This is a genomic window from Embleya australiensis (assembly GCF_051903075.1).
Taxonomy (GTDB): domain Bacteria; phylum Actinomycetota; class Actinomycetes; order Streptomycetales; family Streptomycetaceae; genus Embleya.
In genome coordinates, this window is sequence record NZ_CP182423.1 from 3,234,835 (window position 1) to 3,249,750 (window position 14,916).

The window sequence follows — 14,916 nt, forward strand, 5'->3', positions numbered from 1 at the left end:
TGGTCCGACGGTTGTTCAATCCCCGGGTGTGCCGACTGCGGTGGTGCTAACCGATCGCTGATCGGTTGTACGGAAAGGTGACTTTCCAGGCCGCCTCGATCATTCGGAAGATCTCATCCACCGCGGCGTCCGGATCGGCCGCCTCGCGGGCCAGCGAATGGGCGTCGGTCACGAACCTGGCGATCGTCCGGCAGGCCGTGGTGCCCGGCGGCAGGTCGAGGTCGGTGGCGATGGCGGCGGCCAGCGATTCGGCGTGACGCAGTCGCATCGACTCCTCGTATTCGCGCAGCGCGGGCGTCGCGTCGATCATCTGCCAGGTCGGGGCGGCGCCCTCCGACGCGCAATGGCGCACCATGGCCCGCATCTCGCGCCGCAACGCGGGGACGATCGGCTCGTGCGGTTCCCGGTCGGTCACCGCCCGGGCGAGGCGTTGTTCGAAGTCCTCGTCCCGCTCGAACACCAGGGCCTCCTTCGAGGCGAAGTGCGAGAAGAGCGTGGTGACGGCCACGTCGGCTTCGGCGGCCACGTCACGGATGCCCACCGCGTCGTATCCGCGCTCCAGGAAGAGCCGCAGGGCGGTGTCGGCGATGTTCTGGCGGGTCGCGGCCTTCTTGCGTTCGCGGCGGCCGACGGGCTCGGTCATGGCCCGATGCTATCAGGTATGAGACTGCAACAGTTTCAAAACACTAACCGTTAGTGCTACGGTCCACGGCATGAGGAAAGTGAGCTTCGCCGAGTTCGGCGGTCCCGATGTTCTGCACCTGCTGGACGCCGAGGAGCCCCACGCGGGCCCCGGCCGGATACGCATCGCCGTACGGGCGGCGGGGGTGAACCCCGTCGACTGGAGGATCCGCGAAGGCCAGAAACTGTCGGCCCATCCGATCGAGCTGCCCGCCGGCGTGGGGCTGGACGCCGCCGGGGTGGTGGATGAGGTCGGCGAAGGCGTCGAGGGGGTCGAGGTCGGCGACCACGTGTTCGGCGAAGGGTCGGACACCTACGCCGAGTTCGCCGTGATGTCGGCCTGGGTCCGGATGCCGGAGGGGCTGAGCTTCGAGGAGGCGGCCGGATACCCGTCCGTGGTGGAGACCGCGCTGCGCATCATCCGCGAGGTCGGTGTGGAACCCGGGCAGACGCTGTTGGTCAGCGGTGCCTCGGGGGGAGTGGGCTCGGCGGTGTTGCAGATCGCCCGCGATCGCGGCATCGCGGTGATCGGTACGGGCAGTGCCGCGAACCAGGACTATCTGCGCGGCCTGGGCGCGGTCGCCACGACGTACGGCGAGGGCTGGGTCGAGCGGGTGCGCGGGCTCGGCCGGGTCGACGCGGCGCTCGATCTGGCCGGCTCGGGAGTGATCCGCGAACTGGTCGAGCTGACCGGCGATCCGCGCAAGGTGATCTCCATCGCCGACCTCGGCGCGCCGGACCTCGGAGTGCGCTTCTCCGGCACGGCCGGCAGCGTGCCCGACGCGCTCGCCGAGGCCGCCGACCTCATCGCCCGGGGAAGGTTGCACATCCCGATCGAGAAGTCGTACACCCTCGCCGAGGCCGCGGCGGCACACGTCGACAGCCAGGCAGGCCACACTCGCGGGCGCCGAGTCATCCTCATCTGAGGCCCCGCCCCGGCCGCCCCACGGCGCGACCTCGCGCCCGGCGGGCGACCGGGTGGGCGGGGATGCGACCGGCCGGGCCCGGGTGGGTCCGGCCGGTCGCGCCCCAGGGTGGGTTACAGGCCCCTGGCCAGGTGGTTGGTCAGCAGGCGGGTGAAGCGGGCCGGGTCGGGGAGGTCGCCGCCTTCGGCCAACAGGGCGCCGCCGTAGACGAGTTCGACGATTTCGGCGAGTGCCGGATCCTCCGCGTTCGTCGCGTGGGCCGAGCGCAGGGCCGTGATCAACGGGTGCGTCGGGTTGAGCTCCAGGATGCGCTTGACCGGGGGCATCTCCTGGCCCATCGCCCGGTACATCTTCTCCAGCGTCGGCGTCATGTCGTGGGCGTCGCCGACGATGCAGGCCGCCGACGTGGTCAGCCGGGACGACAGGCGCACCTGCTTCACCTGCTCGGACAGCGTCGTGGTCAGCCACGGGAGCAGGGCCGCGAAGTCCTCCTCGCGCTTGGCCTTGTCCGACTCGGCCCCGTCGTCGCCGTCGGCGGGCTCGTCGAGGTCGACCTGCCCCTTGGCGATGGACTGCAGCGCGTGGCCGGCGAACGCCGGGACCTGGTCGACCCAGACCTCGTCGACCGGGTCGGTGAGGATCAGCACCTCGTACCCCTTGGCGGCGAACGCCTCCATGTGCGGGGAGTTCTCCACCATTGCCCGGGTCTCGCCGGTCAGGTAGTAGATCGCGTCCTGACCGTCCTTCATACGCTCCACGTACTCGCGCAGCGTGGTGGTCTTCTCCGGGTCGTGCGTGGAGGCGGCCGACACCAGCTCCAACAGCGCCTCGGTGTTGTCGGTGTCCTCGAGCAGGCCCTCCTTCAGCGCCCGGCCGAACTGCGCCCACAACTTCGTGTAGCGCTCGCCGTCCTTGGCCTGCATGTCCTTGATCGCGCCGAGGACCTTCTTCACCAGGCGCCGGCGCACCCCGCGGATCTGCCGGTCGTGCTGCAGGATCTCGCGGGAGATGTTCAGCGACAGGTCGTGCGCGTCCACGACACCCTTGACGAAGCGCAGATAGTTCGGCATCAGCGCTTCGCAGTCGTCCATGATGAACACCCGCTTGACGTACAGCTGTACGCCGCGCTTCGTCTCGCGCGAGAACAGGTCGAACGGGGCCTGCGACGGGATGAACAGCAGCGCCTCGTACTCGAAGTTGCCCTCGGCGCGCATGTGGATCGTCTCGGCCGGGTCGAGCCCGTCGTGGCTGATCTGCTTGTAGAACTCCGCGTATTCGGCCTCGGTCACCTCGCTGCGCGGCCGGGCCCACAGCGCCTTCATCGAGTTGAGCGTGTCGACGCCGTGGGTGGTGACGCCGTCGGCGTCGGTCCGCTCCGTCGCCATCCGGATCGGCCAGCGGATGAAGTCCGAGTACTGCTTGACGATCTGCCGGATCTTCCACTCGGACAGGTAGTCGGCCAGCCCGTCCTCGTTGTCGGCGGCCTTCAGGTGCAGGGTGACCGAGGTGCCCACGGGCAGGTCGTCGACGGCCCGGATCTCGTAGGTGCCCTCGCCGTCGGACTCCCACGCGGTGCCCGAGTCGGTGCCCGCGCGCCGGGTGCGCAGAGTGACCTTGTCGGCGACCATGAACGCCGAGTAGAAGCCGACGCCGAACTGTCCGATCAGGTTCTGCGCCGCGGCGCCGTCCTGGGTCTCCTTGGCTTCCTTGAGCTTCTCCAGCAGACCGGCGGTGCCGGACTTGGCGATCGTGCCGATCAGTTCCACGAGGTCGTCCCGGCTCATGCCGATGCCGTTGTCGCGCACGGTCAGCGTGCGGACGTCCTTGTCGACGGCCAAGGCGATGTGCAGGTCGGACGTATCCACCTCGAGGTCGGAGTCGATCAGCGACTCCAGTCGCAGCTTGTCCAGAGCGTCGGAGGCGTTGGAGATCAGCTCACGCAGGAAAATGTCCTTGTTGGAATAGATCGAATGGATCACCAACTGGAGCAACTGCCGGGTCTCGGCCTGGAATTCCAACGTCTCGACACTGCCACCCGTGCCCACTCTGAGGTCTCCTTGTCTCGCTGTCGTCAGATCAGCGTGGTCTCAGCCACGACACGATATGGCGGAGCGCGCGGACCCGTCCACACGACGCGCGTCCCCCGGGCGGATCCACGTCACCGCCGGGCTTGCCCGACCGCGTTTTCCCTCGAAAGGAGGGTTTGGCGAGCTTTCGGGGGCTTTCGCCGCACCGTGTCGGTGACCCTCGAAGCGGTGATGGCGGGTTCGTGGCGCGCAAGGAGGCCGGCATGGCGATCGGTACGGTGGTCTTCGTGGTTTCCGAGGCTTCGGACGGGGCCGATGCCGGAGCGGAGCAGTTTCGGCGGATCGCCGCCGAGATCCGGAACCAGGGCTTCGAGGTGCGGTGGGCCCGGGACGGGGTCGAGGCCGAGGCGGTGTTGCGGACCGAGGCGGGGCTGGCCGCCGCCCTGGTGTCGTGGGACCTGCCCGGCGCCGAGCAGACCACGAAGGAGACGGCCGGCGCGGCGGTGTTGCGTTGTGTGGGGCGGCGCTTCACCGGACTTCCGGTCTTCCTGGTGATGGCCGACGACGATCTCGAAGCACTGCCGCTGTGGGTGGCCGAGACCGTGGTCGGCTACGTCTGGCCGCTGGAGGACACCCCGTCCTTCGTCGCCGGGCGCATCGTGCACGCGGCCCGTGCCCACCTCGAAGCCGTACTCCCGCCCTTCTTCAAGGCGTTGCGGCATTTCGGCGACACCCACGAATACTCCTGGCACACCCCCGCCCACTCCGGCGGCGTGGCGTTCCTGAAGTCCCCGGTCGGGCGGGCGTTCTTCGACTACTTCGGCGAGCAGCTGTTTCGCAGCGACCTGTCCATCTCGGTCGGCGAACTGGGGTCGCTGTACGAGCATTCGGGCCCGATCGGCGCCGCCGAACGCAACGCCGCCCGGATCTTCGGTGCCGACCGCACCTACTTCGTGCTGCACGGCGACTCCACCGCGAACCGCATGGTCGGGCACTACTGCGTCACCCACGACGAGATCGCGCTCGTGGACCGCAACTGCCACAAATCCGTACTGCACGGCCTGGTCGTCTCCGGCGCCCGTCCGGTATACCTGACCCCGACCCGCAACGGATTCGGCCTGGCCGGCCCGCTGCCTCCGACCGAGGTGCACGCCGCGGCCGTGGCGGCCCGGATCGCCGCCAATCCGCTCGCGCGCGACGCGGTGCGTCCCGATGCCCAGTACGCGGTGGTGACCAACTCGACATACGACGGCCTGTGTTACGACGCCACGGCGCTCGCCCGGGCCCTCGCCGCCAACACTCCGCGCCTGCACTTCGACGAGGCGTGGTTCGCGTACGCCCGCTTCCACCCGCTCTACGCCGGCCGCTACGGCATGTCGGTGGGCCCGGACGGCTTCCCGAACGAGGAACGGCCCACCGTGTTCTCGACCCAGTCCACGCACAAGCTGCTCGCCGCGCTCTCGCAGAGCGCGATGGTGCACGTGCGCCCCGCGCCGCGCGCTCCGGTGGAACACGCCCGGTTCAACGAGGCGTTCATGATGCACGGCACCACCTCCGCGCTGTACCCGGTCATCGCGTCCCTGGACGTGGCGGCGGGCATGATGGACGGCCCGCAGGGGCACTGGCTGGTCGACGAGGCCGTGGTCGAGGCGATCCGCTTCCGGCAGTCGATGGTGCGCCTCGGTGAGCGCATCGCCGCCGCGGGCGATCGGCCGCCGTGGTTCTTCGGCGTCTGGCAACCCGACACGGTGACCGACCCCGCGACCGGTGAAACCTTCGACTTCGCCCGTGCCCCACGGGAGTTGTTGCGTGCCGAACCCTCGTGCTGGGAACTGGAGCCGGGCGCCGCCTGGCACGGATTCCCGGAACTGACCGAGGGATACTGCCTGTTGGACCCGATCAAGGTGACGCTCACCTGCCCGGGGATCGACGCCGGCGGGACGATGGCCGAGTGGGGCATCCCCGCCCGGGTGCTCACCGCCTACCTCGCCACCCGCAACATCGTGGTGGAGAAGACCGATTCCTACACGACGCTTGTGCTCTTCTCGATGGGTATCACCAAGGGCAAGTGGGGCACGCTGCTCGACGCGCTGACGGACTTCAAGGCGCTGTACGACGACAACGCGCCGCTGACCGCCGTACTGCCCGATGTCGTCGCGCAGTTCCCGGGCCGCTACGCCGAGCAGGGGCTGCGGGAGTTGTGCCGGGACATGCACGACCACCTGCGCGGGGCGAACCTGGTCGAGCTGTTGGACACCGCGTTCCGGGACCTGCCGGTGCCGGTGGCGCCGCCGCAGCGGTGTTATCGCGAGCTGGTCCGGGGCGGCACCGAGCGGGTGGCGTTGGCCGAGGCGGCCGGGCGGGTGGCGGCGGCCATGGTCACCGTGACGCCGCCGGGCATCCCCGTCCTGATGCCCGGGGAGAACATCGGCGCCGCCGACGGCCCGCTCCTGCGCTACCTCGGCGCCCTGGAGGCGTTCGACCGGCACTTCCCCGGCTTCCACAGCGAAACCCACGGCGTCGTCGTCGACCCGGAGAGCGGCGACTACCGCATCGAGTGTGTGCACCCGGACCGGGAAAACGCCCTGGGCGGCTGAACCGCCGGTCGGCGACCGGGGATTGTAGGGGGCGGCACGTGTAGGCGGGATTGGCCGCGACCCGCTCAGCCGACGCCGTGCGGGCGGAACTGGATGCTGATCCGCGGTCCCGTCGCCCTGGTCGTCTTGGGGATGGCGTGCTCCCAGGCGCGTTGGCAGGAGCCACCCATCACGATCAGGTCGCCGTGTCCGAGCGGGCGGCGCAGTACCGGCTCGCCACCGCCGCGCGGCCGGAGCAGCAGATCGCGCGGCGCGCCGACGGACGCGATCGCGACCATCGTGTCGGCGTGCGCGCCGCGGCCGTCGCGGTCGCCGTGCCAGGCGACGCTGTCCCGGCCGTCGCGGTACAGGCACAGGCCGACGCTGACGAAGGGCTCGCCCAGCTCCGCCGCGTAGTGGTCGGAGAGCCGGTCGCGCGCCTCGGCGAGGGCGGGGTGCGGCAGCGGGTCGGCGGCGCGGTAGTAGGCGAGCAGCCGGGGGACGTCGACGACCCGTTCGTACATCAGCCGTCGCTCCGCCCGCCAGGGAACCGTCTCGGCGAGCGCGGCGAATAGCGTGTCGGCGCCGTTCACCCACCCGGGCAACTCGTCGATCCACGCCCCGTGCCCCAACACGGTGCGGCGCAGCCCGTGTGGCGGGCCGACGTGGACGACGTCGCCCTGGTCGAAGAGCGAACCCTGGAGTGAGCCGGACATTCCACCACGATACCCCATCGACCCGAACGTACGTTCGAACATGCGAGTCAACCCATCGGGACGCGTTGTTCGCGCGGACGTGGCGGATGATCAACCGGAACACGGGTCGGCGGATTCCTGCCCGCGATTGGGTGGCAGCGGCCCGATCCGCGTGGACCGGGCCCGTATCGAGCAGGGTGCGTCCCATCCCCCGAACGATGGGCGCCCGCACCCGTTGAGGAGCTGAGAGCCCGTGTCACCCATCCGTCGCCGCCCCGCGACCGCGCTCGCCCTGACCGCGCTGCTCGCGGCCGGACTCACCACGGCCGCACCCGTCGTGTGGGCCGCCCCGGCCGAGCCGACCGCCGCCACCGCCGTACAGACCGGTGTTCCCGCCATCGACCTCGACCGGGCCGCCGCCGGCGACTTCGGCGCCTGCACCACCACGGTGCGCGGTGTGCGGAGCAAGCCGCTCACGATCACGTCGGGCATCACCTGCCTGGACGGCGCCACGGTGCAGGGCCCGGTCCGGATCGGGCCGGGCGCGGGCCTGATCGCCACCAAGTCGACCGTCACCGGCCCGGTCTCGGCGCGCGGCGCGACCGCCCTCGTCCTGGCCGACACCACGGTCGGCGGCCCCGTCACGGGCACCGACGCGATCGGCGTCACCGCACTCCTGTGGTCCCGCATCGGCGGCCCCGCGCACCTGGCCGCGAACAAAGGCCCGACCTACATACTCGCCAACACCGTCGGCGGCCCGCTGAACTGCACGGGCAACACCCCCGAGCCGACCAACGCCGGCATGCCGAATACGGCCAAGGGCCCGAAGTCCGGCCAGTGCACGTCGCTGTAGCGCCGAGGCGACCACACCCCACACCCTGACCCACCGCGCCCCGCACGACCGCACCCGGCGGCCGTGCGGAGCACCGTCGCCGCCGACCTCGACCGATCGAAAACCGCTTCATCGACGCATTCCGCGCGTCGATGGCTCGCAGCGGTGATGGGTTCGCCGCTGCGGCCGGGGATGCCGACCCCACGTCGGAGTTCCGCGCCGCGGAGCGCGAGGCCGCCGCGGCCGAATCGCGGTTTGAGTCCGCCGCGCCGGGGGGCCGTGACAAACCGGGTGTCACCCGGTGAGGGGCAGGGGTGGTAGGGCGATCGTGGGGTCGCCGAGGAGGACCAGGCTTTGGCGGTCGAGGGCTGCCACGCGGAGTCTGGTGAGGGTTTCGCGGACCGAGGTGTCGCCGTTGGCCAAGGTGTCGCGCAGGCGGGCCCAGCGGGTGTGCAACTCGCCGACGTCGGCGCGGTATTCGGCCAGGGCCAGACCCAGCGGCTCGCCCGCGTACAGCCGGCTGGACAGCGCGGAGACCAGGCGGCCGCCGAGGCCCTGGCCGGTGTCGTCGACGCGCAGGGTCCAGCTGAACGTCGGCTCGACGTGGCCGAGTACGGCCCGCACCGGCTGTTCGCGGCCCAGCAGTTCCAGCGGTGCCGGGGCCACCATCGTGCCCAACCCCGCGACCGCCTCGACCGTACCGAGCGCGGAGCTGCCGACCGGAAGCAGCCCGGCGTAGAAGCTCTCACCGGCCGCACCGGCCGAGCAGCACGCCTGGGCGTACCACACACACCCGCCCGGAATGCCGTCGCACACCGTGCGCAGCGGCACGGTGGTGTGCGTGCCGTCCACCGGCAACCCGAGCGTCGCGCGCATCGCGGTGGGATCGCCGAGCGGACCGGTGCGGCCGTGGCTGGAGGTGGCGAGCAACCCCGGGCGCAGCTCGGCGAGGGCGCCCACCAGCGCGTCGCCGGTCGCCTCCGCCGCGCTGACGTCGCGGAACCCGGCCAGCGGGGGCGGGGTGAGCCGGGCCGCCAGCGGCGCGGCGATCACCGCGCGCATCAGCGCCGTGATGTCCAGCGGGCCGTGGTCCACCGTCCAGGTCACCGCCCGGTCGGTCCGCGCCTCGGCGCCGGCCCAATCCGCGAGCAGCGCCCGGACGTAGTGGGCGAGCGCGTCCCCGGCCAGGGGGATGCGCCCGACCAGATGCCTGGTGCCCAGCGTGTACTGCACGGACCACGGGATCACGTCGGGGCCGCCGATGATCGCCACGTACTTCGGGAGTCGACCCCGCCCGGTCCCGAACTCCGACAGCCCGATGGCCGGTTCCTGGGGCGGGTCGGCGGCGAAGTACCGGCGCAGCAGGTGGTCGGGCAGATCCGGGCTCCAGCGCAGCACCACGGTGCCCGGCCGCGCCGCCAACAACTCGCGGACCGGATCGGCCGCGTCCTCGCCGGCCGCCTTCGCCGCGTCGGACACCTGCGGATCGGTACTGTCCGGCAGCAGGATTCCATAGCCGACGTCGGCCGAACGCCAGTCCCGCGGATCGGCCGGGGCCGCGAACGGGAGCACCGCCTGGGAGTGCGGCATGCCGCCCCTTCCGGCACCCCACGACGCGGCGCCGGCGTCGATCGTGGCCTGCGCGACCTCGTCCCCGGTCCAGGCGTCGAGTTGGATGTCCGCCGGCAGCGTCATCGGCCCGCCTCCGCCAAACGCGCCCGCAGGGCCGCGATCAGCGCGTCCACCTGCGCCAACAGCGCCGGATCGGTGGTGGCCGGATCCAGGGTCGCCCGGAAACGTTCGTGCGTGTCCAGCCGCCCCTGGAGGTTCGCCAACTCGGACGAGTCCGCGGCCGAACTCGCCGCGATCCGCAGCGGGTCGTCCTGGAGGTAGAGCACCGGGTCCGACCACGCGTCGGTCTCGGCCGGATCGTCCCGGGCCAGCGCCTGGCGCGGGGCGGTGAAGGTGGCCGCCCAGTCGATCTCGTGCTCGCCCGGGTCCTCCAGCGTGCCGTGCACGGTGGCGAGCACCTCCGGATACAGCGCCGCGCAGAACCGGTCCGTGTCGTTCAGGTCGATCAGCCGGCGCATGCCCGCGACCGCCGGCAGCCCCTGCGAGACGAGGTCGTGGGCGAGCGAGAGCGTGTCGGAGGTCTGCGCCGTCTGACACGCGCCCAGGACCACCAGCCACGGCGCGCACGGGATCAACGCGACCACCAGGTCCGGCAGTTTCAACTGCACCGAGCCGACGGGCTCCCCCGCGTCGAAGTCGGCGGTGTGGGCGAAGGCCAGCGTTCGTACACCACCGGCCGCGCCACCGTGACACAGCAGGTGCACGAGGTGCGGCTTGGCCGCGGTGATCCGCTTGGCCAACTCCGGCGCGGTGCCGGGGAGTACGTCGGCGGTGACGTCGGGGCGCCCGGCCGCCGCGACGCGGTCGAGCACGGCCCGCTCGGCGCTGATCACGTGCAGCCGGGTGTCCAGCGCCCGCGCGTCGGGCAGCGCGCAGGCCGCGAGCAGCGCCTCCAGCTGGGACACGCCGGTGCGCCCCGCCGCGGACAGCACGGCGACGATGCGCAGCGGCGGGGTGAACGTGCGGCGATCGACGGGGCTGCGGATGGCGGCGATGCGCACGATCGGCCAACGCGCGTCGAGCGCGATGAACCCCTGGGCGGTGGACCGCAGTTGCTCCCACGGCAGCTGGTCGGCCAGGTTCGAGACCATGTGCAGGTACAGCGGCGTCGGTCCGGCGGCGGGCGGTTGGGCGAGGGCGGCGCTCAGGCCCTGACTGACCGCCGGATGCCGGCACAGCCGTTTCAGCAGCGCCTCGCCCCGGCTGGAGACGGTACCGCCGGGATCGGAGACGTCGGTGACCCGATTGGCACCGAGCCCCGGGATGTTGGCGGGCGCCTCGCGCAGTTTGAGCACGGTGCGCTCGTTCCCCAGCGGTTCGAAGCCGAGCACGGTGCGCATCACGTCTCCCGGATATGTGCGTCGACGAGCGCGCGCAACTCGGCGATGGCCTGGCCGACTCCCAGGTCGTACGCCTGTTTGGCGGCCGGGGTCTCGCCGGGGACGCCGGCGGTGCGGACCAGGGAGGCCACCTGGTTCTCGATGTAGCGCGTGGACGAGGCGACCCACATCGGCACCGAGTCGGCGTTCGCGTAGTGCGCGGTGATCTCGTCGCCGCCGGCCATGCCGAGGGCATCGGGCAGGACCTCGGTGCTGCTCGTCGAATCCGTGATCGCTGCGCGCCCGCTGAGCCAGGACATCCCGGGCGACTCCGGATCCGGCCACGGGTCCCGGAGCGCGGCGTCGACGAACTCGGGCTGGAGGTATACGAACAGCGACGGATCACGCGGGATCGGGACCGCGCCCGGGTCGCCGGCGACGAACGCGTGCGCCTGGGCCAACGCGTATCCGGCGGGATCCTGCGCCAGCGAGCTGTAGATCGTCGGCCCGGCCCGGCGCAGGCCGATGTGGTCGGCCATCATGCGGATCGCCGAGTCGCACGGATTGTCCGGCGGTGAACCGAGGGACAGTACGGTCGCCCCGACGCGGTCCGCGAGGCGCCGTACCCGGTCGGCGGTGACGAACGCGCGGGTGGACCGGTCGGTGCCCGTCGCGGGATCGGGGTTGACCGAAAGCACCGGTCGGATGCCGTCGAACGTGCCGTCGGTGACGATGTGCAGGGCCCGCACCGCCTTGCCGTCGAGTCCGCCGGCGATCCAATTGCCCCACAGCGGCGGGCCGGTGGCCGGGCCCGGGCCCTCGGGGCGCGGCGGACCGGCCCGGGCGTAGCGCTGTGCGCCGTCGGGGTCGTGGACGTGGATCAGGTTGCCGTTGCGCCCGGTCGACAACAGCGCCCGCAACGCCTGTTCGCCACCCCGCTCGGTGAACACGTGCACGTCCACCCGGCCGGCGACGCAGGCGCGCAGTGAGGAGACGAACGCCGAGAGGTATCCGGCCACCCACGGCGCGTCCGGCGCGGTGGACAGCGCGACCGCCACGGTCCATACCCGCCCCGGATCGGATCCGGGCGGCAGGCGGTCCGGCACTCGGACCAGCGGCCGGCCGGTGGCGGCGACGAGGGCGCTCTCCCACGGCACGCCGCCCAGGTGGCCGTAGGGCGGGACCAGCCGCAACCAGAGTGCGGTATCCGCCGGGAACTCGTTGCCCAGGCAGCGCACGAGGCCCTCGACCAGATCGTCCGGCACGGTCGGGTCGTGCGGGGGTTCGACACCTTCCGAGAGCCCGAACCCGCCGTAGTCGAAATCGCCGCGCCAGTATGTCTTCGCGTTCGGCGTCGCGCCCCCCGGAGGAAAGCCGAGCAGCTCGACCGTCACGATCGGCGACGCGCGCCCGAGATCGAGCCGCACCCGAAGCATCGCCAGGTGCCACTTCTCGATGGTGACCTCGGACATCACGACTCCTTCGATGCGGGCGGCGAACCGCGGCCTCCTGGCGGCTGGGCCGCGGGCGGGTCGGCGGATCCGGTTCCTCAGTCCGGTCCGGCCAGGGCGTGCATGGCCCACCACGTCGCCGGATTGCTGACGTCGCCGTGGCCGGAGATGGCGGGATGCCCGTCGATCCGGACCCCGCCGTCGACGGCGATCACCCGGAAGCCGCCGCCGAGGTCGTAGTGCTCCGAGCCGGGTACGGCGGCGGATCGCCGGGTGGAGATGGCGTCGACACCGGCCGGGCCGAACCCGCCCAGCGCGCCGTACAGTTCGGGATCGCCGATCGCGGCGACGCCCGGTTCGCCCAGCTGACTGCCGCGCATCGCGAGGTGAAAGAACTTGGTCAGCGGATCGTCGAACGCGGAGAACGTGGTGAGCAGCGGCCGGTCCACCAGATCGAGGGCCGCGTGGTAGCCGCCGGAGCGGCCGGTGCCGGCGACGTCGGCCGCGAGGCACCAGCGGTTGACGGCCGCCTGGAGCAGCAACATCGACCGGGCGGGACGGGTCGGCGCGGCGGCCACGAGCGCCGACAACACCACCTTCGCGCCGAACGAGTGGCCGACCAGGTGCAGTCGCACGCCGCTCTCGCGCAGGATGTGCGCGACGAGCGGCCCCACCCCCTTGGCGCCCACATCACCCGCACGGGCCTTCATCGTCCATACCGTCGCGGCACGCAACAGGCTGCGCGGATCGAAGCCGGCGCCCGCGACCTGCAGGCCCGGCGCGGCCGGGTGCGCGACGCCGAAATCGTCCGGGGCGGCGGGTGGGGCCGAGGCGCCGCCGCCGTCCAATGCCGCCCAGACGTCGAGGAATTCCTCGGCGGTGGGTGGCGGTGAGCCGTCGTCCGGATCGCGCCCGGCGCGCAGCGAGCCGAGCACGATCTCGGCGGCCCGGCGCGCGTCGTCGACGTCGATCGTGGTGCGGCCGTCCGTCAACTCGACGAACTCCGGGTCGGATTCGGTCTTCAGGGCGCCGGTGACCAGGCCGAACATCTCCTCGACCTGCCGGGCCTCGGGACCGTCGGGATCCGGTTCGGCGGCGATGTCGGGGCCCGCCTCCCACGGCATGACGAAGCTCGTGGAGGGCCAGATGACGCCGATCAGCAGCGGTTTGTAGTCCGGTGGGAGCGGGAGGGCGAACTGCCGCCGCTGCTCGATGAACCCGTTGACGAAGCTGCGATAACGGTCGAGGGCCTGCGCGAACACGTTGTTCCAACCGTGCGAGAACAGGAAGACGTCGCTCACCCCGGCGAGCCGGTCCTTGATCTCCTGCTCGGCGACGGGGCTGCGCAGCGCGCCGTCGCGGTCGTAGCGAAGGAGGTAGAGATCCGCCGTCGAGCCCCCTTCGAGCGGAAACTGTTGAAAAGGACCAGACATCGTCCGGCTCCATGTCCGTGCGACAACGGCGCATCCATACGAGTGCGAAGCGCTCTTGCTTCCATGCTTCCCCTCCCCCCGAGCCCCGGCAAGCGGGGACGGACCGGGTCGGGACCGGTCGCCCGGGGGCGCGGGGTGGGGCTGCCCGAGCCGGGGCAGGCGGGGTCGGGATGGGGCGTGGGGGCGGGCCGGGTCGGTTGTTCCGGGGGAGCGGGGTTGTGCGGTTCGGCCGGGCTGCGAGGGCGGTTTGGGTGGGGTCAGCCGGTGTTGTGGGTCAGGAGGCCTGTGGCTTGTGGCGGTGGGTTGCCGGTTGGGAAGGTTGTGTAGTAGTCGTACTTGAGTTTGTTGCCCGGGATCTTGCTCAGTACGACCCAGCCGCCGCGCGCGCAGCGTTGCTTCGGGTTGCGGACGATGTCCTCGCGCAGGACGATCCGGTCGGCGCGGATGGCGGCGCGGTCCTCGATCTCCAGGGTCAGGGTTCCGGAGCAGTTGCCGGGGTAGTCCGACTCGCCGACGACGGTTCCGGCCCTGCCCACGTGGAGTCGCAGGCCGACGGTGAACGTGGCGGTACCGACGGCGCTGCCGCGCCAACTCGCGGCGAAGTCGGCTGGCAGTTGGCGGGCGGTCGGCTGCGTGGTCGGGTGTGGGCTCGTGCTCCTGCTCGGCCCGGAGCCGGTGGGCAGCGGAGCGTCTGGCGGCCTCGTGGTCGCCCCGGCGCTCGCACGCGCGCTCGCGCTCGCGCCGCCGTCCGGGGGATCGATCGTGATGGTGGTTCCCGGGTCGGCCTCCAGCAGCACTCGCCCCGGCGAGAACTCCTGGACCACCCTGCCCTCCAGCGTCACCCGGAGCCCCTTCGCGGCGGTGACGCGGTAGACGTCCTCCTTGACCCGACCCTCCTCGCGATGCCGGATCATCACGACGAGTTCGCTCCCGGCGGTCGCCGCCTTCCTCGAGTAGTCGACGCCACCGTCGACGCCGAACGTGCCCGCCGGGGTGACCCAGCGCGCCCCGAGCGACACCGAGATCTTCCCGCGCGTCGAGATGGAGAACTTGATCGGCCCGATGGCGTAGCCGAGCACCGGATCGTCGAGACCCGCCTTCCGCTCGCCGTCTTCGTCGAATCCCAGGTAGCCGCACGAGGTGGCGCCGAACAACGCCATCACCGTGCACACCGTGACCAGTCCCGCCCGTGTCCCGACCCGGCGCACCCGCATCGCGTTCCTCCCCCGAGAACACCCGCCGTGGAGTCGAGTATGCGCCCGAATTAGGCCGAACACGGGGAAACCGTCTCGATGGGGACACGCGGGCGTCGCCCGGCGGGAAATCCGCCGGGCGACACCGTTC

Annotated in this window: 11 protein-coding genes; 3 read left to right on the forward strand and 8 right to left on the reverse strand. The window is 71.7% G+C overall.

Features of this window, described 5'->3' with window-relative positions:
- Window positions 1-46: 46 nt before the first annotated feature.
- Window positions 47-643, reverse strand: a complete 597-nt coding sequence (locus tag ACMXN5_RS44420; RefSeq protein WP_439680545.1) for a TetR/AcrR family transcriptional regulator — start codon at window positions 641-643, stop codon at window positions 47-49.
- 70 nt (window positions 644-713) lie between these two features.
- Between ACMXN5_RS44420 and ACMXN5_RS44425 the strand changes: the two genes are divergently transcribed.
- Complete coding sequence (locus ACMXN5_RS44425) at window positions 714-1,607, forward strand: NADP-dependent oxidoreductase (RefSeq protein ID WP_439680546.1); 894 nt, start codon at window positions 714-716, stop codon at window positions 1,605-1,607.
- Window positions 1,608-1,720: 113 nt separating this feature from the next.
- On the opposite strand, the gene htpG is transcribed toward ACMXN5_RS44425, so the two are convergent.
- Entirely contained in the window at window positions 1,721-3,652 is a 1,932-nt protein-coding gene (gene htpG, locus ACMXN5_RS44430) for a molecular chaperone HtpG (RefSeq protein WP_439680547.1), read from the reverse strand.
- Between the two features lie 245 nt (window positions 3,653-3,897).
- On the opposite strand from htpG, the gene ACMXN5_RS44435 reads away from it, so the two are divergent.
- The gene (locus tag ACMXN5_RS44435; RefSeq protein WP_439680548.1) at window positions 3,898-6,231 is read left to right on the forward strand and encodes an Orn/Lys/Arg decarboxylase N-terminal domain-containing protein; all 2,334 of its coding nucleotides are present in this window, start codon (window positions 3,898-3,900) and stop codon (window positions 6,229-6,231) included.
- 65 nt (window positions 6,232-6,296) lie between these two features.
- Here ACMXN5_RS44435 and ACMXN5_RS44440 read toward each other — a convergent pair whose 3' ends face one another.
- Window positions 6,297-6,926, reverse strand: a complete 630-nt coding sequence (locus ACMXN5_RS44440) for an alpha-ketoglutarate-dependent dioxygenase AlkB family protein (RefSeq protein ID WP_439680549.1) — start codon at window positions 6,924-6,926, stop codon at window positions 6,297-6,299.
- Between the two features lie 232 nt (window positions 6,927-7,158).
- Between ACMXN5_RS44440 and ACMXN5_RS44445 the strand changes: the two genes are divergently transcribed.
- Window positions 7,159-7,758: a hypothetical protein gene (locus tag ACMXN5_RS44445; RefSeq protein WP_439680550.1), complete on the forward strand. Its 600-nt coding sequence runs from the start codon at window positions 7,159-7,161 to the stop codon at window positions 7,756-7,758.
- Window positions 7,759-8,031: 273 nt separating this feature from the next.
- Here ACMXN5_RS44445 and ACMXN5_RS44450 read toward each other — a convergent pair whose 3' ends face one another.
- From ACMXN5_RS44450 to ACMXN5_RS44470, 5 genes are all read right to left on the reverse strand, one after another.
- Window positions 8,032-9,432 (reverse strand): hypothetical protein, encoded by a 1,401-nt coding sequence (locus ACMXN5_RS44450; RefSeq protein ID WP_439680551.1) that lies wholly within the window; start codon window positions 9,430-9,432, stop codon window positions 8,032-8,034.
- Window positions 9,429-10,709 (reverse strand): CHAT domain-containing protein, encoded by a 1,281-nt coding sequence (locus ACMXN5_RS44455; protein ID WP_439680552.1) that lies wholly within the window; start codon window positions 10,707-10,709, stop codon window positions 9,429-9,431. The genes ACMXN5_RS44450 and ACMXN5_RS44455 overlap by 4 nt, the downstream gene beginning before the upstream one ends.
- On the reverse strand, window positions 10,709-12,160 hold the full coding sequence (locus ACMXN5_RS44460; RefSeq protein WP_439680553.1) for a hypothetical protein: 1,452 nt from the start codon (window positions 12,158-12,160) through the stop codon (window positions 10,709-10,711). Before ACMXN5_RS44460 ends, ACMXN5_RS44455 begins: the two co-directional genes overlap by 1 nt.
- Before the next feature lie 77 nt (window positions 12,161-12,237).
- Window positions 12,238-13,572 (reverse strand): hypothetical protein, encoded by a 1,335-nt coding sequence (locus ACMXN5_RS44465; protein ID WP_439680554.1) that lies wholly within the window; start codon window positions 13,570-13,572, stop codon window positions 12,238-12,240.
- 257 nt (window positions 13,573-13,829) lie between these two features.
- Complete coding sequence (locus ACMXN5_RS44470) at window positions 13,830-14,786, reverse strand: hypothetical protein (RefSeq protein ID WP_439680555.1); 957 nt, start codon at window positions 14,784-14,786, stop codon at window positions 13,830-13,832.
- Window positions 14,787-14,916 lie beyond the last annotated feature (130 nt).